Origin of the sequence: Stenotrophomonas sp. (assembly GCF_031995405.1) — a bacterium.
In the GTDB taxonomy this organism is placed as follows: domain Bacteria; phylum Pseudomonadota; class Gammaproteobacteria; order Xanthomonadales; family Xanthomonadaceae; genus Stenotrophomonas.
In genome coordinates this window covers 1-21,182 of the sequence record NZ_DAMAGC010000070.1, presented here as the reverse complement: position 1 = coordinate 21,182, position 21,182 = coordinate 1, and the positions used below count along the sequence as shown (strand labels likewise).

19 protein-coding genes and 1 tRNA gene are annotated in these 21,182 nt (G+C 67.1%); 19 read left to right on the top strand and 1 reads right to left on the bottom strand.

What is annotated here, in order from left to right; genetic code table 11:
* The 17 genes from RTO53_RS12975 to RTO53_RS12895 all read left to right on the top strand — a co-directional run.
* Positions 1-1,093: AAA family ATPase (locus tag RTO53_RS12975; RefSeq protein ID WP_312238173.1), on the top strand; the 1,093-nt coding region annotated here is incomplete at its 5' end.
* Positions 1,094-1,190: 97 nt separating this feature from the next.
* The gene (locus RTO53_RS12970) at positions 1,191-1,376 is read left to right on the top strand and encodes a hypothetical protein (RefSeq protein ID WP_256774120.1); all 186 of its coding nucleotides are present in this window, start codon (positions 1,191-1,193) and stop codon (positions 1,374-1,376) included.
* A gap of 42 nt (positions 1,377-1,418) precedes the next feature.
* Positions 1,419-1,970 (top strand): hypothetical protein, encoded by a 552-nt coding sequence (locus tag RTO53_RS12965; protein ID WP_312238172.1) that lies wholly within the window; start codon positions 1,419-1,421, stop codon positions 1,968-1,970.
* 57 nt (positions 1,971-2,027) lie between these two features.
* A complete protein-coding gene (folP, locus tag RTO53_RS12960; RefSeq protein ID WP_312238171.1) occupies positions 2,028-2,927 on the top strand; it encodes a dihydropteroate synthase in 900 nt (299 codons plus the stop codon).
* On the top strand, positions 2,927-3,880 hold the full coding sequence (gene miaA / locus RTO53_RS12955) for a tRNA (adenosine(37)-N6)-dimethylallyltransferase MiaA (RefSeq protein WP_312238170.1): 954 nt from the start codon (positions 2,927-2,929) through the stop codon (positions 3,878-3,880). Before folP ends, miaA begins: the two co-directional genes overlap by 1 nt.
* 107 nt (positions 3,881-3,987) lie before the next feature.
* The gene (gene hfq / locus RTO53_RS12950) at positions 3,988-4,272 is read left to right on the top strand and encodes an RNA chaperone Hfq (RefSeq protein ID WP_137190031.1); all 285 of its coding nucleotides are present in this window, start codon (positions 3,988-3,990) and stop codon (positions 4,270-4,272) included.
* A 26-nt stretch (positions 4,273-4,298) separates the two neighbouring features.
* A complete protein-coding gene (hflX, locus tag RTO53_RS12945; protein ID WP_312238169.1) occupies positions 4,299-5,609 on the top strand; it encodes a ribosome rescue GTPase HflX in 1,311 nt (436 codons plus the stop codon).
* Between the two features lie 159 nt (positions 5,610-5,768).
* Positions 5,769-6,263 (top strand): CinA family protein, encoded by a 495-nt coding sequence (locus RTO53_RS12940; RefSeq protein ID WP_312238168.1) that lies wholly within the window; start codon positions 5,769-5,771, stop codon positions 6,261-6,263.
* Positions 6,264-6,298: 35 nt separating this feature from the next.
* Entirely contained in the window at positions 6,299-7,975 is a 1,677-nt protein-coding gene (ubiB, locus tag RTO53_RS12935; RefSeq protein WP_312238167.1) for a 2-polyprenylphenol 6-hydroxylase, read from the top strand.
* A 347-nt stretch (positions 7,976-8,322) separates the two neighbouring features.
* A complete protein-coding gene (gene lexA / locus RTO53_RS12930; protein ID WP_256774113.1) occupies positions 8,323-8,973 on the top strand; it encodes a transcriptional repressor LexA in 651 nt (216 codons plus the stop codon).
* 204 nt (positions 8,974-9,177) lie between these two features.
* Positions 9,178-10,218 carry a recombinase RecA gene (recA, locus tag RTO53_RS12925; RefSeq protein ID WP_312238166.1) on the top strand — a complete coding sequence of 347 codons (1,041 nt, stop codon included), beginning with the start codon at positions 9,178-9,180 and terminating at the stop codon, positions 10,216-10,218.
* 111 nt (positions 10,219-10,329) lie between these two features.
* Positions 10,330-10,821: a recombination regulator RecX gene (gene recX, locus RTO53_RS12920; RefSeq protein ID WP_312238165.1), complete on the top strand. Its 492-nt coding sequence runs from the start codon at positions 10,330-10,332 to the stop codon at positions 10,819-10,821.
* A gap of 106 nt (positions 10,822-10,927) precedes the next feature.
* Positions 10,928-13,576, top strand: coding sequence for an alanine--tRNA ligase (gene alaS, locus RTO53_RS12915; protein ID WP_312238164.1), 2,649 nt, complete (start codon positions 10,928-10,930; stop codon positions 13,574-13,576).
* Between the two features lie 142 nt (positions 13,577-13,718).
* Positions 13,719-13,922 carry a carbon storage regulator CsrA gene (gene csrA / locus RTO53_RS12910; protein ID WP_019183311.1) on the top strand — a complete coding sequence of 68 codons (204 nt, stop codon included), beginning with the start codon at positions 13,719-13,721 and terminating at the stop codon, positions 13,920-13,922.
* Between the two features lie 81 nt (positions 13,923-14,003).
* Positions 14,004-14,096: transfer RNA gene (locus tag RTO53_RS12905), tRNA-Ser, on the top strand.
* Positions 14,097-14,433: 337 nt separating this feature from the next.
* Positions 14,434-16,578, top strand: a complete 2,145-nt coding sequence (locus tag RTO53_RS12900) for a TonB-dependent siderophore receptor (protein ID WP_312238174.1) — start codon at positions 14,434-14,436, stop codon at positions 16,576-16,578.
* A gap of 142 nt (positions 16,579-16,720) precedes the next feature.
* On the top strand, positions 16,721-17,869 hold the full coding sequence (locus RTO53_RS12895) for an aldo/keto reductase (protein WP_312238163.1): 1,149 nt from the start codon (positions 16,721-16,723) through the stop codon (positions 17,867-17,869).
* A 52-nt stretch (positions 17,870-17,921) separates the two neighbouring features.
* On the opposite strand, the gene RTO53_RS12890 is transcribed toward RTO53_RS12895, so the two are convergent.
* On the bottom strand, positions 17,922-18,623 hold the full coding sequence (locus RTO53_RS12890; protein ID WP_312238162.1) for a pirin family protein: 702 nt from the start codon (positions 18,621-18,623) through the stop codon (positions 17,922-17,924).
* A 137-nt stretch (positions 18,624-18,760) separates the two neighbouring features.
* On the opposite strand from RTO53_RS12890, the gene RTO53_RS12885 reads away from it, so the two are divergent.
* Positions 18,761-19,687, top strand: coding sequence for a LysR family transcriptional regulator (locus tag RTO53_RS12885; RefSeq protein ID WP_312238161.1), 927 nt, complete (start codon positions 18,761-18,763; stop codon positions 19,685-19,687).
* Between the two features lie 165 nt (positions 19,688-19,852).
* The gene (locus RTO53_RS12880) at positions 19,853-20,995 is read left to right on the top strand and encodes an alpha/beta fold hydrolase (protein ID WP_312238160.1); all 1,143 of its coding nucleotides are present in this window, start codon (positions 19,853-19,855) and stop codon (positions 20,993-20,995) included.
* Positions 20,996-21,182: the final 187 nt, after the last annotated feature.

The window sequence follows — 21,182 nt, the reverse complement described above, 5'->3', positions numbered from 1 at the left end:
GACCCTGAACCAGCTGCTGGTCGAGATGGACGGCTTCGAGGGAGGCGAGGGCGTGATCGTCATCGCCGCCACCAACCGTCCGGACGTGCTGGATCCGGCGCTGCTGCGTCCGGGCCGCTTCGACCGCCAGGTGGTGGTGGGCCTGGCCGACGTGCGCGGTCGCGAGCAGATCCTCAAGGTGCACATGCGCAAGCTGCCGCTGGCCGACGACGTAGAGCCGATGGTCATCGCGCGCGGTACCCCGGGCTTCTCCGGTGCGGATCTGGCCAACCTCTGCAACGAGGCGGCGCTGTTTGCCGCGCGTGGCGGCGAGAAGGAGGTCCGCATGGACCACTTCGACCGTGCCCGAGACAAGATCCTGATGGGCGCCGAGCGTCGTTCGATGGCGATGAGCGAAGAAGAAAAGACGCTCACGGCCTACCACGAAGCCGGCCACGCCATCGTCGGCCGACTGGTTCCCGAGCACGATCCGGTCTACAAGGTCACCATCATTCCGCGCGGTCGCGCGCTGGGTGTGACGATGTACCTGCCGGAAGGCGACAAGTACTCGATGAACCGCGTGGCGATTGAATCGCAGCTGTGCTCGCTGTATGGCGGCCGCGTTGCCGAAGAGCTGATCTTCGGCACCGACAAGGTCACCACCGGCGCCTCCAACGACATCGAACGTGCCACCAAGATGGCCCGCAACATGGTCACCAAGTGGGGCCTGTCCGACGAACTGGGTCCGATCGCCTACGGCGAAGAAGACGATGAAGTGTTCCTCGGCCGTTCGGTCACCCAGCACAAGAGCGTGTCCGACGACACCGCACGTCGCATCGATGAAGTGGTGCGCAGCATCCTGGACAAGGCCTATGCCCGGACCACCGAGCTGCTGACCGCCAACCTGGACAAGCTGCACACCATGTCGCAGCTGCTGCTGCAGTACGAAACCATCGACGTGCCGCAGATCGATGCGGTCATGGAAGGTCGCGATCCGCCGCCGCCGATGGGCTGGGACAAGTCCAACAAGGACGGTGGCAGCAACAACAACAACGACAAGGGCGGCGACGCCCGTCCGGTGACGCCGATCGCCGGTCCTGCCGAGCAGCTGTAAGCAGCGCAGGGTGAACACGAAGGCCGGGGCAACCCGGCCTTCGTCGTTTCCGCGCCATAATGCGGCCCTTGTTCCTGCCTTCTGTTCCGGAGTCGCCATGTCCACCACGCCCCCACCACCGGTTTCGCACACCGTCGAGATGGTGATCGCCACGGTCGTTGGCGTCGGCATCGGTCTGTTTCGCGACAACTTCCTGCTCGGCGCCGGTATCGGCATCGCGCTCGGCATCCTGCTGAGCATCGCCAAGACCCTGTACGTGGACCGCAAGCGCCGCCAGCGCTGAGCGAGGCTTGCGCCGCTCGCGCGCGGACGGCAGCATGCAGCGGTGCAGGTCGCATGCTGCGACCGCGCGCCACTTTCCCAGGGGGAAACCATGCGTCATTCGTTGTGCGTCGCTGCCGCGGCGCTGTTGAGCTGTGCCACGCCCGCGCTTGCGGCCGATATCCATGTGCAGGATCCCGTGCCCTACGCGGAGTCGGCCTACATTGCCGACAACATCAAGGCCGAGTGCCGGATCGGCGCGCAACTGGCCAGTGCACTGGGCGCGAAGGCGCCGGCGCATGGCAACCGGATTGTCTTCGATTCAGCGCCGGTGGCGCCTGGCAGCGGTCGCGTGCTGCAGCTGGAACTGGTCGAAGCGCAGAGCGCGGGCAATGCCTTTGCGGGCCACTTCAAATCCGCCACGGCGCGGGGCGTGCTGTTCCAGGACGGCCAGAAGCTCGCATCGGTCACGGCACGGCGAACCTCGCGGGGCGGCGCATTCGCCGGCTTCAAGGGGTCCTGTGACGTGCTCGAACGCACCGTCAACGCGATCGGTGGCGACCTCGCCGAATGGCTGGCCAACCCTGTCGATGGCGCCCGCCTCGGCGATCTCTGACGGCCGCTGCGGTACGCCAGCGTAAACTACGCGCTGGCGTACTTCGTGGACCTGCCCATGTTCGACATTTCTCCCCAGCTCGATTGCGGTGGCCGGGCGCTCCGGTTGGATCGCCCGCGCGTGATGGGCATCGTCAACGTCACTCCGGACTCGTTCTCCGACGGCGGCGCGCATGACACGCTGGAGGCCGCCGTCGCCCATGGGCTGCAACTGGTCGCCGACGGCGCCGACCTGCTGGATATCGGCGGTGAATCCACGCGCCCGGGCAGTGCGCCGGTGTCGCTGGAAGAGGAGCTGCGCCGGGTGATCCCGGTGATCGAGCGGCTGGCGCGGGAAACCCATGTCCCGATCAGCGTCGACACCTTCAAGCCGGAGGTGATGCGCGCGGCGGTGGCCGCCGGCGCCGGCATGCTCAACGACATCCACGCCCTGCGCCAGCCCGGTGCACTGGCCGCCGCTGCGGACCTTGGCGTGCCGGTGGTGCTGATGCACATGCAGGGCGAGCCGGGCAGCATGCAGGACACCCCGCACTACGATGACGTGGTCGCCGAAGTGCACCGTTTCCTCGCCGAGCGCCTGTTTGCGGCCGAGATGGCCGGCATCGCGAAAAAAAACCTGGTGATCGACCTTGGCTTCGGCTTCGGCAAGACCACCGAACACAACATGATCCTGCTCGCCCGCTCGGCCCGCTTCCTGGATCTGGGCGTGCCCCTGCTGGCCGGCCTGTCGCGCAAGCGCAGCATCGGCGAACTGACCGGGCGCGAACAGCCGCGCGACCGGGTGGCCGGCTCGGTCGCCGCGCACCTGATCGCCGCCCAGCGCGGGGCTATGCTCCTGCGCGTGCACGACGTGGCCGCCACCGTGGATGCACTCAAGGTGTGGGCCGCGGTCGATGCCATGCCGGCCCCGCGCGTGGACGCTGCGCCGGCCATGCCGCGCTGGCCGGACGAGGACTGATGGGCGCCGACCAGCGCCCGCTGGCGATCGCGGTGATGGGCCCGACCGCGTCGGGCAAGACCGCCACCGCGATCGCGCTGGCGCGGCAGCTCGGCGGGGAGATCGTCAGCGTCGATTCGGCGCTGGTCTACCGCGGCCTGGACATCGGCTCGGCCAAGCCCGACGCCGCCGAGCGCGCGCAGGCGCCCCACCATCTGCTGGACGTGCGCGACCCGTGGCAGACCTATTCGGCGGCCGAATTCGCCGCTGATGCGGCCCGCGCCGTCGCCGACATCCTCGCCCGCGGCCGCATGCCGATCCTGGCCGGTGGCACCGGGTTGTACTTCCGCGCCCTGCTGCAGGGGCTGTCGCCGATGCCGCCGGCCGATCCGGACACCCGCGCGCGCATCGCCGAGCAGGCCGCGGCCAAGGGCTGGGCCGCCCTGCACGCCGAGCTGGCCAGCATCGACCCGGCCGCCGCCGCGCGCATCCATGCCACCGACCCGCAGCGCATCCAGCGCGCGCTGGAGGTCTACCGGCTCAGCGGCACCCCGATCAGTGCATGGCAGAAACTGCCCGGCGTGGACCGCCTGCCGGTCCGCACGCTCAAGCTGGTGTTGGCCCCGCGCGAGCGCAGCGTGCTGCACCAGCGGATCGAGACCCGTTTCGACGCGATGCTCGGGCAGGGCTTCCTGGACGAGGTCCGCGCGCTGCGCGCGCTGCCGCAGATGGCCCAGGTGGCGGCGCCCCTGGACCTGCCGGCGGTACGGGCGGTGGGCTACCGCCAGGCCTGGGAGTTCCTGGACGGGCAGGGGACGGCCAGCCAGTTCCGTGAACGCGGCATCCAGGCCACCCGCCAGCTGGCCAAGCGCCAGCTCACCTGGCTGCGCGGCGAGCTTGATGTGCGCTGGTTCGATCCCCATCTTGATCAGGCTTCGCTGGCGGACGCGGTGTCGACCTTCGTCGCACGCTGACTCCACGCCTTCCCCACTCCAGCCCGTGTACCATCAAGGATTCCGGTGGGCGGCGGGGGCCGCGGAAACTGCCGGAAGACCATAAAAACAATAATCAGGAGTTAGCAATGTCCAAGGGGCAATCGCTGCAGGACCCGTTTCTGAATGCACTTCGGCGCGAACGCGTGCCGGTTTCGGTGTACCTGGTCAACGGCATCAAACTGCAGGGAACGATCGAATCGTTCGACCAGTTCGTGGTGCTGCTGCGCAATACGGTGAGCCAGATGGTGTACAAGCACGCCATTTCGACCGTGGTGCCGGCGCGCAACGTGCGGGTCGGCCCGGGCGGCGGCTATGTACAGTCCAATGAAGGTGGCGCCGAAGGCGTCCAAGGTGAAGACGACGTTGAGTAATGCGTTGAGTATTTCTGGAGAACTGCGTGTTTGACCGTTCCAAGCGAGGCGAACACGCACTCCTGATCCAGCCGCACTTCGGCCGGCTCGAAGAAGACGTGCTTGAAGAGTTCACCGATCTGGCCCGCTCGGCCGGCGCGAGCATCGCAGCTACGCTGACGGCGCGCATCGACCGACCGAACCCGTCGATCCTGATCGGCACCGGCAAGCTGGACGAGGTGAAGGCCGCGGCCGATGCCACCGGTGCCGACCTGATCCTGGTCAACCATGCGTTGACCCCGGGCCAGGAGCGCAATCTCGAGCGCTTCCTGGAACGGCGCGTGATCGACCGGAGCGGGTTGATCCTGGACATCTTCGCCCAGCGCGCACGCAGCCATGAAGGCAAGCTGCAGGTGGAGCTGGCGCAGCTGCGCCACATGTCCACCCGGCTGATCCGCGGCTGGACCCATCTGGAACGCCAGCGCGGCGGCTCCATCGGCCTGCGCGGGCCGGGTGAAACCCAGCTGGAAACCGACCGTCGCCTGCTGCAGAAGCGGGTCGAGCAGCTGCAGAAGCGCCTGGAAAAGGTCGAGGTGCAGCGCACCCAGATGCGACGCGCCCGCGTGCGCAGCGAACTGCCGCGCGTGGCCTTGGTGGGCTATACCAACGCCGGCAAGTCGACCCTGTTCAATGCCCTGACCGGTGCCGAGGCCTATGCCGCGGACAAGCTGTTCGCCACGCTCGATCCGACCGTGCGCCGCATCGCGGTGCCCGGTGGCAACGTGGTGCTGGCCGACACTGTCGGGTTCGTGCGCGATCTGCCGCATGAGCTGGTGGCCGCGTTCCGCTCGACCCTGAGCGAAGCGCGCGAGGCCGACTTCCTGCTGCATGTCGTCGATGCCGCCGATCCGCACCGCGAGGACCGCATCGCCCAGGTCGACGAAGTGCTGGCCGACGTGGGTGCAGGCGATCTGCCGCAGCTGCTGGTGTTCAACAAGATCGACCGCATCGACGGTGCCGAAGTCCGTCACGACGCCCAGGACGGCATCCCCGATACCGCCCGCCGTGAGCGGGTATGGATCTCCGCGCGCGATGGGCTTGGCCTGCCGCTGCTGCAGTCGGTGCTGGGCAAGCGCCTGGGCCTGCAGCACATCACCGGCGCGCTGCGTCTGCCGCCGAGTGCCGGGCGCCTGCGTTCGCGCCTGCACCAGCTGGAAGTGGTGCGTGGCGAACAGGCCGACGAAGACGGCTGGCTGCTCGAGGTCGATCTGCCGATCGCCGAGGCCGAAAAGCTGGCGGCGGGCGAGGGTGGCGAGCCGATCCGCGCGATGCTGCCGGAAAAGCTCCCCGAGTGGTGACACGGTAGTGCCGGCCGCTGGCCGGCTCTCCCTCGACGTTCCCCGGCGGTGGGACAGGCGCAGCAAAGGGCGCGCGACGCTGCGTCGCACCCCGCGCACACGACATCCGCGCCGATATGGGCTAAAACGGGGCGTCCGTCCCCCCGATCCAGGATCACCATGAGCGTCCCCACCGATGCCGAACTCGGCGTCCTTGCCCGAGATGTCGGCCAGCGCCTGCAGCAGGCATCGTTGCAGCTGGTCACTGCCGAGAGCTGCAGCGGCGGCTGGATCGCCAAGGCGATGACCGACGTGGCCGGCTCCTCGGCGTTCTTCGACAGCGGCATGGTCGTCTACAGTTATGAAGCCAAGCAGCGCCTGCTCGGCGTTCGCGCGCACACCCTGGAACAGTTCGGCGCGGTCAGCCGCGAAACCGTGCTGGAGATGGTCTCCGGCGCGCTGATCAATTCCGGCGCCGGCATCGCCGTGGCCGTGACCGGCATTGCCGGCCCGGGTGGTGGCAGTCCCGACAAGCCGGTCGGCAGCGTGTGGATCGGCTGGAAGCAGCGCGGTGGCTATGCCCGCGCGCAGTTGTTCCAGTTCGACGGCGATCGCGACGCCATCCGCCGCCAGACCGTGCAGCAGGCGCTGACAGGAATTTTCGCCCCGGTGTGACATCCTGACCGCGTACGTGGACAGGAGTGGCACCGATGTGGGAAACGCTGGGAACCGTACGCGACCTGGGCCGATTGCAGGAAATCGCCTCGGTCCTGATCCGCTATGGCTTTGGCGATCTGGTACGCCGGATCGGCCTGGCCGATGTGCTGGAGCGGGCCGGGCGGCTGCTGCACTGGAACGACACGCAGATGCTGCGCATGACCGCGCCCGTGCGGGTGCGCCGCGCGATGGAGGACCTCGGCCCGACCTTCGTCAAGCTCGGACAAGTGCTGGCCACGCGCGTGGACCTGTTTCCGCCGGACTGGATCGCCGAGTTCTCCGAGCTGCAGAACGCGGTCCCGCCGCTGCCCTATGCGCAGGTGCGCGAGCAGCTGGAAGCCGATCTCGGCGCGCCCGCCCAGGAGGTCTTCGCCTGGCTGGATGAAACCCCGATGGCGGCCGCCTCGCTGGCCCAGGCGCACCGCGCGACCCTGCACGACGGCACCGCCGTGGTGCTGAAAATCCGTCGTCCCGGCATCCGCGAAGTGATCGAAGCCGACCTGCGCCTGCTGGCGCGCCTGGCCGAAATCGTGGAAGCGCGCCTGCCGGACCTGCAGCGTTATCGCCCGGCCGAAGTGGTGCAGCAGTTCCAGGTCTCGCTACGGCGGGAGCTGGATTTCGCCGCCGAATGCCGCAACGCCGAGCGCATCGCGCGCAACTTTGCCGGGCGCGACGACATCCTCATCCCCAACGTGCATTGGCAGTGGACCTGCGAAAGCCTCAACGTGCAGGATTTCGTCGACGGCATCCCCGGCCGGGACCTAGTGGGCGTGGATGCGGCCGGGCTGGACCGCGTGCAGCTGGCCCGTCGCGGCGCGCACATCGTGCTCAAGATGGTGCTGGAAGACGGCTGTTTCCACGCCGATCCGCACCCGGGCAACATCATCTACCTGCGCGACGGCCGCATCGGCGTGATCGATTTCGGCATGGTCGGGGCGATCTCCGAGCAGCGCCGCTTCCAGGTCGCCCAGCTGCTGCACGGCCTGGTCAACCAGGAGCCGGAATCGGTGGCCGACGTGCTGCTCGATTGGGCGGGCGGGGTGGACGTGGACGAGTCCCGGCTGCAGCAGGACATCAGCACCTTCGTCGACCAGTACCGGGGCGTGCCGCTGAAAGACCTGCACATGGGCCTGATGCTGGGCAACATCACCACCTTGCTGCGCCAGTACTCGCTGACCCTGCCGGCCGACCTGGCCCTGATGATCAAAACCTTCCTGACCCTGGAAGGCATGGGCCGGCAGCTGGATCCGCAGTTCGACATGGCCAGCGCCGCGCGTCCCTACCTGGAGCGGGTGATGTGGCAGCGCTATGCGCCCGGTGCCGTGATCAAGCGCGGCAAGCGCAGCCTGGTGGGGGTGATGGAGCTGCTCGGCGACCTGCCGCGCGACGTGCGTCGGCTGCTGCAGATGGCCCGCCGCGGCCGCCTCCAGCTCAAGGTCGAGACCACTGCGCTGCAGGGCTTCGGCGACCAGGTCAACCGCGCCGCCAACCGGCTGGTGATGGGCATCGTGACCGCCGCGCTGATCATCGGCTCGTCCATCGTCATGCACAGCGTCGGCGGCGTCTCCAGCCGGTGGCTGCTGGCGCTGGGCGTGGCCGGCTTCATCGGCGCCGGCTTGTGCGGCGTGTGGATCCTGTTCTCGATCTGGCGCAGCGGCAAAAACCCATAGGGTTCCTGCCGCCGGGATTCGCAGGATCGCCGCGCTGTGCCGCAAACGCGTAGAGCCGACCGTTGGTCGGCTGCCTTTCCCCGGCCGGCTCGTATGATCGCTGCCTTTCGTCTGCCGCCCATGAGCGCTGACCTATGGGGTTGCACGGGCTGAACCCCGGAAACAACACCGAAACCGACACGCGAATGCACCGTCACGCACGGCCGCGCGTGCGCCCGGTTACCGACCATCGGTCGATGGCTACGAACTGCTGACGGCTTCGGTGGAGGTGGGATGACCCTGCTGCTTCCTGCGCTTCTTCGATGGGCACTTGCGTGCCTACCTCGTTAGTAGTAATACTACTAACCATGGAACTGACCGACACCCAGCAGGCGATCCTGCAGCTGATCGCCGAGCGTATCGAGACCGATGGCGCCCCGCCGTCGCAGACTGAAATCGCACGTGCCTTCGGCTTCAAGGGGGTGCGCGCGGCGCAGTACCACCTGGAAGCCCTGGAGCAGGCCGGGGCGATCCGTCGCATTCCCGGCCAGGCGCGTGGCATCCGGCTGGTGCAGGCACCGGCGCTGCAGGACGGCCTGCCAGGCTCGCTGTCCGTGCCCGCGCTGCCCGATCACGTGCTGCGCCTGCCGGTGCTGGGTCGGGTCGCGGCCGGTCTGCCGATCGGCGCGGACATCGGCTCGGATGATTTCGTGGTGCTCGACCGGGTGTTCTTCTCGCCGGCACCGGACTACCTGCTCAAGGTGCAGGGCGATTCGATGATCGACGAAGGCATCTTCGACGGCGACCTGATCGGCGTGCACCGGACCCGTGACGCCCGCTCCGGGCAGATCGTTGTGGCGCGCATCGATGACGAGATCACCGTCAAGCTGCTGAAGATGGGCAAGGACCGCATCCGCCTGCTGCCGCGCAATCCCGACTACAAACCAATCGAGGTCCTGCCCGACCAGGACTTTGCGATCGAAGGCCTCTATTGCGGCCTGCTGCGCCCCAACCGCTGATCCCTCTACAACGCATTACCTGCGCGGTCTTTTGTGGCGATTCTCTGGTTCCGCTGAGGTTGGTACGGATGTCCGATAATTTTTTTCCGAACGCCGGGCAGAATCTCAGCCTGTGCGATACGCCAGCCTTAAAGTGAACCCATGGCCAAGAAGACTTCCAAAGACAGCACCTCCACCGATACGACCTCTGCAAGGACCACTCCGATGGACGAGAACAAAAAGCGCGCCCTCACCGCCGCGCTGAGCCAGATCGAAAAGCAGTTCGGCAAGGGCGCCGTGATGCGCATGGGCGACCGTGTCGTCGAGGCGGTCGAGGTCATCCCGACCGGTTCGCTGATGCTGGATATCGCACTCGGCATCGGTGGCCTGCCCAAGGGCCGCGTCGTGGAGATCTACGGTCCGGAGTCCTCCGGCAAGACCACCCTGACCCTGCAGGCGATCGCCGAATGCCAGAAGAAGGGCGGCACCGCGGCCTTCATCGACGCCGAGCATGCCCTCGACCCGATCTACGCCGCTAAGCTGGGCGTGAATGTCGACGACCTGCTGCTGTCGCAGCCGGATACCGGTGAGCAGGCGCTGGAAATCGCCGACATGCTGGTGCGCTCCAGCTCGGTGGACATCGTGGTGGTCGATTCGGTCGCCGCGCTGACCCCCAAGGCCGAAATCGAAGGCGAAATGGGCGACCAGCTGCCGGGCCTGCAGGCCCGCCTGATGAGCCAGGCGCTGCGCAAGCTGACCGGCAACATCAAGCGTTCCAACACCCTGGTGGTGTTCATCAACCAGCTGCGCCACAAGATCGGCGTGATGATGCCGGGTCAGAGCCCGGAAGTGACCACCGGCGGCAACGCCCTGAAGTTCTATGCCTCGGTCCGTCTGGACATCCGTCGCATCGGCGCGATCAAGAAGGGCGACGAGATCATCGGCAACCAGACCAAGATCAAGGTCGTCAAGAACAAGCTGGCGCCCCCGTTCAAGCAGGTCATCACCGAGATCCTGTACGGCGAAGGCATCAGCCGCGAAGGCGAACTGATCGACATGGGCGTGGAAGCCAAGCTGGTCGAAAAGGCCGGCGCCTGGTACAGCTACGGCGATGAGCGTATCGGCCAGGGCAAGGACAATGCCCGCGGCTACCTGCGCGACAACCCGCAGATTGCCCAGCGCCTGGAAGCCGAGCTGCGCGAGAAGTTCCAGCCGGAAGAGGCCGCGCGTGAAGGCGGCGACGACGTCGAAGACGACCTCGAGTGAGTTTCCTGCGGGGCAGGGCAGCGCCGTCAGTGACGCTTGCCCTGTCCCGCGGTTTCCGTATTCCCCCGACGGGGGGAGCGCCAGGCACGGCGCATTTGATTGAAGGTCGCCATGTCCGAGTCCGACGCCCCGGCCCCGCGCCGCAAACGCCGTGTCAGTGAACAGACCCCGGTCCAGCGGGCATTGGCTCTGCTGGTGCGCCGTGAGCACTCGCGGAAGGAGCTGACCCGCAAGCTGCAGGCGCGCGGTATCGAGAACGACGCCGCGGTTGCTGCGGTCGACAAGCTCAGCGAGGCTGGCTGGCAGGACGACACCCGCTTTGCCGAGAACCTGGTCCGCATCCGCGCCAACACCGGCTATGGCCCGATCCACATCCGCGCCGAACTGGGCACCCATGGGCTGGACAGCGACCAGATCGCTGCCGCCATGGATACCTTTGAAGGCGACTGGAACGAAAATGCGCGTGACCTGGTCTGCCGCCGCTTCGGCGAGGCCGGGCCGCAGGAGCTGGCGCAACGGCGCAAAGCCGCTGATCTGCTGGCCCGCCGTGGGTTCCCGGGGGACAGCATCCGCCTGGCGACCCGTTACGACCCGGAGGACTGAGCGGCCCGGGCCTGATACCCTTTGTGGTTTCGGCGGTCCTGCTGTTGACACCCGGCCATTGGGGCTGCGTGCCATGGACTGACCGGCCCGCATGAAGCCAGCCCCCATGAACGCATCCGTCAATTTCACTACCTCCCAGATCCGCAGCGATTTCCTTGAGTTCTTCAAGGGCAAGGGCCACACGATCGTGCCGTCGGCGCCGCTGGTGCCGGGCAATGATCCGACCCTGCTGTTCACCAATTCCGGCATGGTGCAGTTCAAGGACGTGTTCCTTGGCGCCGAAAAGCGCAGCTATGTGCGCGCCGCCGACGTCCAGCGCTGCCTGCGTGCCGGTGGCAAGCACAACGACCTGGACCAGGTCGGTTACACCGCGCGCCATCACACCTTCTTCGAAATGCTGGGCAACTGGTCGTTCGGCGACTACTTCAAGAAGGATGCCATCGCCTGGGCGTGGGAGCTGCTGACCCAGGTCTGGAAGCTGCCGGCCGAGCGCCTGCTGGTCACCGTCTACCAGACCGATGACGAGGCCTACGCGCTGTGGCGCGACATGGTCGGCATTCCGGAAGACCGCATCGTGCGCATCGGCGACAACAAGGGCGCCCCGTTCGCCTCGGACAACTTCTGGCAGATGGCCGAAACCGGCCCGTGCGGGCCGTGCACCGAGATCTTCTACGACCACGGCGACCACATCGCTGGTGGCCCGCCGGGCTCGCCGGATGAAGATGGCGACCGCTTCATCGAGATCTGGAACCTGGTGTTCATGCAGTTCGACCGCCAGCCCGACGGCACCCTGGTGCCGCTGCCGGCGCCGTGCGTGGACACCGGCATGGGCCTGGAGCGCCTGGCCGCGATCCTGCAGCACGTGCACACCAACTATGAAATCGACCTGTTCCAGGCGCTGATCCGCAAGGCCAGCGAACTGACCGGCATGGCCGACCTGGAAAACAAGTCGCTGCGCGTGATCGCCGATCACATTCGGGCCTGCTCGTTCCTCATCGTCGATGGCGTGCTGCCGTCCAACGAGGGCCGTGGTTACGTGCTGCGCCGGATCATCCGCCGCGCGTTGCGCCACGGCTGGATGCTGGGCGTGCGCCAGCCGTTCTTCAGCAAGCTGGTGCCGACCCTGGTCGAGCAGATGGGCGAGGCCTATCCGGAGCTGCCGGCGCAGGCCGACACGGTGGTGCGCGCGCTGCAGGCCGAGGAAGAGCGTTTTGCTGAAACGCTGGACTCGGGCATGAAGATCTTCGACGACGTGGCAGCCAAGGTCACTGATGGCGTGATCCCCGGCGTGGACGCGTTCCGCCTGTACGACACCTACGGATTCCCGGTCGACCTCACCGCCGACATCGCCCGCGAGCGTGACATGCGCGTGGACATGGACGGCTTCAACGCCGCCATGGACAACCAGCGCGAGACCGCGCGTGCGGCGGGCAAGTTCGGCGGCGGCGTGACCCTGTCCGCCGATCTGGTGGCCACGCTCAAGCCGACCGTGTTCCTGGGCTACGACCGCCTGCAGGCCGACGGCCTGACCGTGGTGGCCGTGCTCAAGGACGGGCGTCCGGTCACGTCCGCACACGCGGGCGACGAGGTGATCGTGATCACCGACCAGACCCCGTTCTACGCCGAATCCGGCGGCCAGGTGGGTGACACCGGCGTGCTCAGCGGCGCGGGCCTGCAGCTGCAGGTCAGCGATACGCAGAAGTTCGCCGGCCAGTTCCATGGCCACGTCGGCAAGATCACGTCGGGCAGCCTGAAGGTCGGCGATACGCTTTCCGGCCAGGTCGATGGCCAGCGCCGCGGCGCGACCATCCTCAACCACTCGGCCACCCACCTGCTGCACGCCGCCCTGCGCGAAGTGCTGGGCACCCATGTGCAGCAGAAGGGCTCGCTGGTCGCACCGGACCGCCTGCGCTTCGACTTCTCGCATTTCGCGCCGATCAGCGCCGAGGACCTGGCGGTCATCGAGCGCAAGGTCAACGAACAGGTGCGCGCCAACAACGCAGCCGAAGTGCACAACATGGGCATGCAGGAAGCGCTGGAGTTCGGCGCGATGGCGCTGTTCGGCGAAAAGTACGGCGAACACGTGCGCGTGCTGAAGATGGGTGATTACTCCACCGAGCTGTGCGGTGGCACGCATGTGGGTCGCACCGGCGACATCGGCCTGTTCAAGATCACCTCCGAAGGCGGTGTGTCCTCGGGCGTGCGCCGCATCGAAGCGGTGACCGGGCAGGGCGCCTTGGATTACGTGGCGCACGAGGAGGCCCAGCTGGGCGAGGCGGCGGCGCTGCTCGGCGGCAATGCCGGCGACGTGGTCGACAAGATCCGCCAGCTCGGCGAGCGTCAGAAAAAGCTGGAACGCGAACTGGAGGCACTGAAGGCCAAGCAGGCCGCCGGTGCCACCGCCGATCTCGGCGCGGCCGCAGTCGAGGTCAAGGGCATCAAGATCCTCGCCTCGCGCCTGGAAGGCTTCGATGCCAAGGCACTGCGCGATGCGATGGATCGCCTCAAGCAGCAGCTGGGCGATGCGGTGATCGTGCTGGCCGGCACCCAGGACGGCAAGGCCGCACTGGTCGCGGGCGTGAACGGCAGTGCAATGGGCAAGGTAAAGGCCGGGGAACTGTTGTCGCACATTGCCAGTCAGACCGGGGGCAAGGGCGGCGGCCGCCCGGATCTCGCCCAGGGTGGTGGCGAGGACGGGCCCGCCCTTGCTTCTGCCCTCGCAGCGGTCGTCGACTGGGTCACCCCGCGTATCTGAACATCCTGAAGCCTCCTGCTCCTTGAAGGGTTGGGAGGCCTGACGGTACTATGGCTAATCCCTTCCCTTTGTCGTGTGGCGTCCCTTGGCTGGGCGCCGAGCCGGTGGGGAAGATCCACCGGTTCCCTGGAGACTTGCAAAAATGTTGATCCTGACTCGCCGCGTAGGCGAAACCCTGATGATCGGTGACTCGGTCAGCGTGACCGTGCTCGGCGTCAAGGGCAACCAGGTGCGTATCGGTATCACCGCTCCGAAGGACGTGGCCGTGCACCGGGAAGAGATTTATCAGCGGATCCAGCGTGGCGACGAGCCGAATGCATCCGGAAGTGAAAATTCTTCGGATTAAGGCTTTACCTTCGGGTGCGAAAAAAGTTATTCTTCGCGCCCCCGCTGAGATGAAACAGCGCAGCGGCGGATCAAGAACACTGGAGCGGTGCCCGAGTGGCTGAAGGGGCTCCCCTGCTAAGGGAGTATAGGGCTTAAAACTCTATCGAGGGTTCGAATCCCTCCCGCTCCGCCAGATGTAAAGAAAGCCCCTGAGCGCAAGCCCAGGGGCTTTTTCTTTGCGCGTAGGCCGGTCGATTCTTCCGGCGCGTCATCGGGGGCCGGTGTCGCGCGGACCGGCGCCAGGCAGCGCGCTGGGGCCGCCGCATGCCAGATGTCGTCAACGCCCCGGTAGCGTAGAATCCCGCTGCCGCCGCGGCGCTGCACTGCTTGCCCGGCACTCTCTTATACCTCGAGCCGCCGCCAGAGGATTTCCTTCCCTTTCTGGAGGCGTTGCCGTGTCCGTTGCTCCGTTTCGCGTTGCCCAGGCCCTTGCGGGCCGCCGTCGTACCGATCGCTCGTCGCTGCTGACGATGTCCCCGCTGAGCCAGGCGATGGCTGGCGTGCTCGGCCTGGCCCTGTTCGCCGTCACCGCACAGGCCGAAGAGGCACCCGCCCCGCCCAGTCAGGACGCCGCGCAGACCCTGCAGACGGTGCAGGTCACCGCCAACCAGCTGGGCACCGTCACTGAAGGCAGTGATTCCTATACGCCCGGCACGATCGCCACGGCCACCCGGCTGGTGCTGAGTCCGCGACAGACGCCGCAGTCGATCAGCGTGATCACCCGGCAGGAAATGAACGACTTCGGCCTCAACGGCATCGACGATGTCATGAAGGTCACCCCCGGCATCAGCATCGTCACCTACGACAGCGAACGCACCGAGTACTACGCCCGCGGCTTTGCCGTGCAGAACTTCCAGTACGACGGCATTCCGATGGCGCGCGACTCGGCGTACTCGGCGGGCAACACGCTCAGCGACATGGCCATCTACGATCGCGTCGAGGTGCTCAAGGGCGCCACCGGCCTGTTGACCGGCATGGGCGATCCGGGCGCGACCATCAACCTGGTGCGCAAGAAGCCCACCCGCGAACTGGCCGGCAGTGCCACGCTGGGCGCCGGCTCATGGGACAGCTATCGCGCCGAGGTCGATGTCGGCGGGCCGCTGACCGAGAGCGGGCGTGTACGCGGGCGTGCGGTTGCCGCTTACCAGGACAAGCATTCCAACGTCGACCACTACCAGCGCACCAACCAGGTGTTCTACGGCATCCTCGAGGCCGACCTCACCGACAGTACGCTGCTCACCGTCGGCGCCGACTACCAGGACAGCGATCCGCAGGGCTCCAGCTGGGGCGGCATTCCGCTGCTGGACAGCCAGGGCAATTTCAACACCATGCCGCGTTCGTTCAACAACGGGGCGCGCTGGAGCAGCTGGGCGCAGTACAGCCGCACCGCCTTCGCCACGCTTGAACACACCTTCGGCAATGACTGGGTGGCCAAGCTGCAGCTCAACCACCAGGTCAACGGCTACGACGCCCCGCTGGGTGCGGCGGCCGGTGGCAATCCCGACCCGGTCACCGGTGAGGGCGTGAGCATGTGGGTGGGCAAGTACGTCGGCGAGACCACCAGCAACGCGGCCGATCTGTACGTGAGCGGCAAATTCCAGTGGTTCGGTCGCGAGCACGAACTGGTGGTCGGTGGCAGCGTGTCGCGCAAGCACTGGATCAACAACGGTTACACGCCGCAGCCGGGCTACGCGACCGACGTTGCCGACTACTACGGCTGGACCGGCGACGTGCCCGAGCCGAACTGGCAGTGGGGCTACGGCGATGACCAGATCACCCGCGAGAGCGGTGCCTACGTGGTGGGTCGTTTCGACCTGGCCGATCCGCTCAAGCTGATTCTCGGCAGCCGCATCGCCAACTATAAATCGCCGGACACCGACGAAAGTGGCGTGATCGTGCCGTACGCGGGCCTGGTCTATGACCTCAACCGCAACTTCTCGGTGTTCGCCAGCTACAGCACCATCTTCAAGCCGCAGGGCAACCAGGATGAGCAGGGCAGGGTGCTCGACCCGCTGGAAGGGCGCAGCTACGAGGCGGGCCTGAAGGCGGAGTTCTTCGATGGCCGCTTCAACGCCAGCGCCGCGGTGTTCCAGTTGGACCAGGACAATTTCGCCGAACCCACTGGCGGGCTGACCCCGAGCGGCGGGATCGCCTATCGCGGGTTGATGGGCGTGCGCACCAAGGGCTACGAGCTGGAGATGTCCGGCCAGGTCGCGCCGGGCTGGCAGGTACAGGGCGGTTACGCGCACAAGATCGCGCGCCAGCAGTCCACCAAGGTCTCTACGCTGGAGCCGGAAGACCAGTTCAGCCTGCACACCAGCTATCGCCTGACCGGGCCGATGCAGGGCTGGAGCGTGGGTGGCGGGGCACGCTGGCAAGGCACCACGTTCGGCACGATCACCAACCCGGCCAACGGCCAGAGCCAGGTCCATCGCACCGAACCGTATTGGCTGCTGGATGCGATGGCACGCTACCAGTTCAACGACCAGCTGTCGGCCACGCTCAACGTCAACAACCTGCTCGACAAGCGTTATTACACGATCTTCAGCTGGTACAGCACCTACACCTGGGGCGAGCCGCGCAACGTGCGGCTGACGGTGACGTACAAGTTCTAAAGGGGGAGGCGCGCGCGACATCCCGGCTCGATCATGGCCGAGGTGTCGCGCGCGATATTGCCGTCGCGTTGACGCGGTAGACGCGCGGTGTGCACTCCGCCTCTGCGAGCCTTGAGGCTTTCCCGCAAAAACAGGAGTCGCCGTGAACGCACGTCGCCACTTCCTTTCCGCCGCCGCCGCCGGTACCGGCGCGCTGGCCGCTTCACCGCTGCTGGCGCAGTCCGGTGGCCCGGGCAGCGTGCTGTCGACGCTGGGTCGCGCGGAAGCACGCGCTTTGGCCACCAACCCGTCGCGACAGGGCGGCCGTTACCGCCCGCACACCCGGCTCGGGCTTGGCGGTGTTGCGATCGGCAATGGGTTTGCCGAAGCGAGCGATGCGCAGAGTGAGGCGACGTTGGCGGCAGCCTATGCGGCCGGTGTCCGCTACTTCGATACCTCGCCCTGGTACGGTCTGGGCCTGAGCGAGCGGCGCTACGGGCATCATCTGCACAACCATCCTGCGCGCGATTACACCCTGTCGACCAAGGTGGGCCGGCTGCTGACCGCGACTAACGGCGCATTGCAGGACACCATGTGGCAGTCGCCATCGCCATTCCATTACCGCTACGACTATTCCGCCGATGGCGTGCGGCGCTCGGTGGAAGACAGCCTCAATCGTCTGGGCGTATCGCAGCTGGACGTGGTGTTCATCCATGACTTGTCCCCGGACAACGAAAAGGATCTGGGAATGCCATGGGAGCAGCGCTTCGCCGAGGCTGCCAAGGGCGCGATGCCTGCGCTGACGCGGCTGCGCGAGGAAGGTCTGATCAAGGCGTGGGGGTTCGGCGTCAATTGCCCGCAGCCTGCGCTGCGCGCCATTGCCGAGGCCGATCCGGACATCTTCCTGCTCGCCTGCCAGTACTCGATGCTGGATCACGCGGAGGCATTGCACGACACCTTCCCGAAGATCGCCGCGCATGGTGCTTCGGTGGTAGTCGGCTCACCGCTGCTGGCTGGCTACCTCGCCGGTCGTGATCGTTACCTTTACGACGGGAAGGTGCCGTCCTGGGCGCCGGAGAAACGGGCAAAGGTGCAGGCCGTCTGCGATCGCCACGGCGTTGACCTGCGCACGGCGGCGTTGCAGTTTGCCGACGCACCCGAGGTGGTGTCGGCGGTGATTCCCGGCGCACGTACGCCCGAGCAGGCGCTGGCCAACGTGGCCTCGATGTCCATCGCGATTCCGGCAGCGTTCTGGGCGGAATTGAAGCAACAGGGCTTGATTGCGGCGGACGCGCCGGTGCCCAGGGGCTGACACACACGGCAACGCCCCGATCGGATCGGGGCGTTGTTGTTCACGCGGCCGGTTACAGCGGCAGATCGAAGACGATCACCTCGGCGTCGCTGGCGTTTTCCAGTGTCACCTGCGCCTCGTCGCGGATCTGCAGCGCATCGCCGGTGTCCAGGGTGATGCCGTTGACCTGCACCTGGCCGCGGGCAACCTGCACATAGGCACCGCGACGCGGAGCCAGCGGCAACTGCACGCGTTCACTCCCATCGAGAAGGGTGGCGTAGAGGTTGACGTCCTGATGGATCAGCAGCGAGCCGTCGCGACCGTCCTTGGAGGCGATCAGGCGCAGCTGCCCGCGCTTGGTCTCCGGCGCGAAGTGGGTTTCCTGGTAGCTCGGGGCGATGTTCTCCTGGTCCGGGAACAGCCAGATCTGCAGGAAGTGCACCGGTTCGTCCGCCGAGTGGTTGAACTCGCTGTGGCTGACGCCGCTGCCGGCGCTCATGCGCTGCACATCGCCGTAGCGCAGCACCGAGCCGGTGCCCATCGAGTCCTTGTGCTCCAGTGCGCCGCCCAGCACGTAGGAGATGATCTCCATGTTGGCGTGGCTGTGGGTGCCAAAGCCCTGGCCGCCCTGCACGCGGTCTTCGTTGATCACCCGCAGCGGACCGACGCTGACATAGCGCGGGTCGTGGTAGCCGGCAAAGGAGAAGGTGTGGTGGGAGGACAGCCAGCCATGATCGGCGTGGCCACGACTGTTGCTCTTGCGGATCTGCAGCATGGGATGCTCCTTGTTCGACGGTTTCGATGATGGTCGGGGTAGCGTTTGCCGATGCCCTTTCCTGTTGGCGCCAGTATCCGCTTGCGCCCCGGGTTTGAAAAACGGATAGTTTTGCAAGCCATCATCGAAAAATTCGAATGCTCAAGCTCAGCCTCGACGCCCTGCAGATCCTGGATGCCATCGACCGGCGCGGCTCGTTCGCGGCAGCCGGCAAGGCGCTGCACAAGGTGCCTTCGACCATTTCGTACACCGTGTCCAAGCTGGAGCAGGACCTGGGCGTGCAGCTGTTCGACCGCATCGGGCCGCGCGCGCAGTTGACCGCCGCCGGGCAGGCACTGCTGGATGAGGGGCGGCACCTGCTGCGGGCGGCGCGCGAGCTGGAGATGCGGGTGCGCCGGGTGGCGTCCGGCTGGGAGGCGGAGCTGACCATCGCGGTCGATTCGATGTTCCAGCCCGCGCTGCTGGCTGAGGACGTACGCGCGTTCAATGCGGTGGCCGAGCAGACCCGGGTGCGGCTGCTGTGCGAGTCGTTGTCCGGCACGTGGGAGGCGCTGCTGGACCGGCGCGCGGACCTGCTGGTGGGGGCGGCGGGCGAAGGGCCGAGTGGTGGTGGCTATGTGGTCGAGCCGATGGGCGTGGTGGAATTCGTGTTCGCGGTGGCGCCCTCGCATCCGCTGGCGGCGGTCGCCGGTCCCCTGGACCGCGAGCAGCTGGCTGCGCATTGCGCGATCGCGGTGGCCGATTCGGCGCGTCGGCTGCTGCCGCGCACGGTCGGCCTGCTGATGGGGCAGGAGACGGTGACCGTGCCGGACATGGTCAGCAAGTTCCGTCTGCAGTGTGCCGGGCTGGGTTTCGGCTTCCTGCCCGAGCCTTACGTGCGGCACGCGGTGGCGCAGGGCCGGCTGGTGATCAAGGCGGTGGAGGAGCCCAAGCCGGACGAGACCTTCTGGCTGGCCTGGCGGCCAGGCGAAGAGGGGGCCGCGCTGCGCTGGTGGCGCACGCGGATGCAGGGGCCGCAGGTGATGGCGGGCTGGTGGCCGATGATGGAGACGTGGTTGGGGTGAGCGCTGCGCGGCTGGCCGGCGACTCGATGCGTCGGTGTCGGCAACGGTCGCGCGCTTCAAGCTGAATCATTGCCGCCGTGTCATCGGATGGTCATACGGGTGCGATAGAGCGCCGACGGGGCGATCGGTAACCTGCCTGACTCAATCGGTTTCCCCTGTATCCCCATGAAGCGCCTGCTGCTGTTGTTGCTGGCCGGGGCCGGCCTGTGGCTGGCCGCCTGCTCCCCGCTGACCTCCATCTCCCGTTCGACCTCGCTCAGTGATCGCCTGGTCGCGCCGGGCGGGGTGTCCACGTTGCTGGACACCCCGCGCATCGCCGAGGCCGTGGACAGCGTGCCCAACCGGCACGGCCGGGTGACCGGGCGGGCCGGGGTGCCGATCTTCTGGCGGGCGTTCGACCCGGGCCAGTACGGGCTGCGCTACGACTATCTGGCCCAGCAGCACGACAATGGCGAGCCGCTGCGCACCGGCCTGGCGTTGGACCTGCCGCATCCGTTCCGGCCGCAGGCGCCGCGCGGCACCGTGGTGCTGCTGCACGGCTGGATGATGAACGGCGATGCGATGCTGCCGTGGTCGCTGCAGCTGGCCCAGGCCGGCTACCGGGTGGTCACCATCGACCTGCGTAACCACGGGCATTCCGGCGCCGGCCCGTCCGGCTATGGGACGTTCGAGTCCGATGACGTCATCGATGTGATCGATGCGCTGCAGGCGCGGCATGAGGTGGTGGGGCCGCTGTATCTGTTCGGTGTGTCCTACGGCGCGGCCACCGCGCTGTTCACCGCCGACAAGCTGGGCGATCGCGTCGCCGGGGTGGTGGCGATGGAGTCCTTCGCCAACGCCGGTGATGCCATCCGCAGCATGATTCCGCACCTGATGTCATTGCAGCCCAGTGGCTGGAAGGCGCAGGCGATGGCCGCGTACGGGCGCTGGCGCTACGGTGGCCAGGACATCAACCAGGTGATCGCGGCGGCCAGCCAGCGCCTGGACCTGGACCTGGATCGGGTGGATGTCACGCGCGCGCTGGCCGACACGCGCGCCTGTGTGCTGTTGCTGCACGGCCAGGACGACCAGCACGTGCAGGTGAGTCAGGGGCGTCGACTGGCGGCGGCCAGTCCGCGCGTGCACTACATCGAGATGCGCGGCGAAGACCACATCACCTTGCCGTTGCGACTGGACCTGCTGGGCGGGGTGGTGGATGACTGGCTGGCGCAGGAAGGCCGTGCCGGGGCGCAGTGCGCGTCGCCGGCGCTGCCGGAGGAGGCCGATCGGATGGCGATGGCGCAGGTGGCGGCCACGCCGCGCGGATGATGCGCCGGTCGGGTAGTGCCGGCCGTTGGCCGGCTCCATTCGGTCTTCCCGCGTACATCGAGTTATGTCTTCGCTCGGGTCTGTCACCAGCGTTTGGGCCCCGTACCGGCCACTACGGGGCTCCGCTTGCGCCGAAGCCAGCCTCTTTTTGTGTCGGTCGGTGGGTCGGGCGCTGGGCCCCCATGCC

Bases quoted from the DNA above. Each gene is read 5' to 3' on its own strand.
- RTO53_RS12970 (WP_256774120.1), top strand. From the start codon at position 1,191: ATGTCCACCACGCCCCCACCACCGGTTTCGCACACCGTCGAGATGGTG.
- folP (WP_312238171.1), top strand. From the start codon at position 2,028: ATGTTCGACATTTCTCCCCAGCTCGATTGCGGTGGCCGGGCGCTCCGG.
- miaA (WP_312238170.1), top strand. From the start codon at position 2,927: ATGGGCGCCGACCAGCGCCCGCTGGCGATCGCGGTGATGGGCCCGACC.
- hfq (WP_137190031.1), top strand. From the start codon at position 3,988: ATGTCCAAGGGGCAATCGCTGCAGGACCCGTTTCTGAATGCACTTCGG.
- RTO53_RS12940 (WP_312238168.1), top strand. From the start codon at position 5,769: ATGAGCGTCCCCACCGATGCCGAACTCGGCGTCCTTGCCCGAGATGTC.
- ubiB (WP_312238167.1), top strand. From the start codon at position 6,299: ATGTGGGAAACGCTGGGAACCGTACGCGACCTGGGCCGATTGCAGGAA.
- lexA (WP_256774113.1), top strand. From the start codon at position 8,323: ATGGAACTGACCGACACCCAGCAGGCGATCCTGCAGCTGATCGCCGAG.
- recA (WP_312238166.1), top strand. From the start codon at position 9,178: ATGGACGAGAACAAAAAGCGCGCCCTCACCGCCGCGCTGAGCCAGATC.
- recX (WP_312238165.1), top strand. From the start codon at position 10,330: ATGTCCGAGTCCGACGCCCCGGCCCCGCGCCGCAAACGCCGTGTCAGT.
- alaS (WP_312238164.1), top strand. From the start codon at position 10,928: ATGAACGCATCCGTCAATTTCACTACCTCCCAGATCCGCAGCGATTTC.
- csrA (WP_019183311.1), top strand. From the start codon at position 13,719: ATGTTGATCCTGACTCGCCGCGTAGGCGAAACCCTGATGATCGGTGAC.
- RTO53_RS12900 (WP_312238174.1), top strand. From the start codon at position 14,434: ATGTCCCCGCTGAGCCAGGCGATGGCTGGCGTGCTCGGCCTGGCCCTG.
- RTO53_RS12890 (WP_312238162.1), bottom strand. From the start codon at position 18,623: ATGCTGCAGATCCGCAAGAGCAACAGTCGTGGCCACGCCGATCATGGC.
- RTO53_RS12885 (WP_312238161.1), top strand. From the start codon at position 18,761: ATGCTCAAGCTCAGCCTCGACGCCCTGCAGATCCTGGATGCCATCGAC.
- RTO53_RS12880 (WP_312238160.1), top strand. From the start codon at position 19,853: ATGAAGCGCCTGCTGCTGTTGTTGCTGGCCGGGGCCGGCCTGTGGCTG.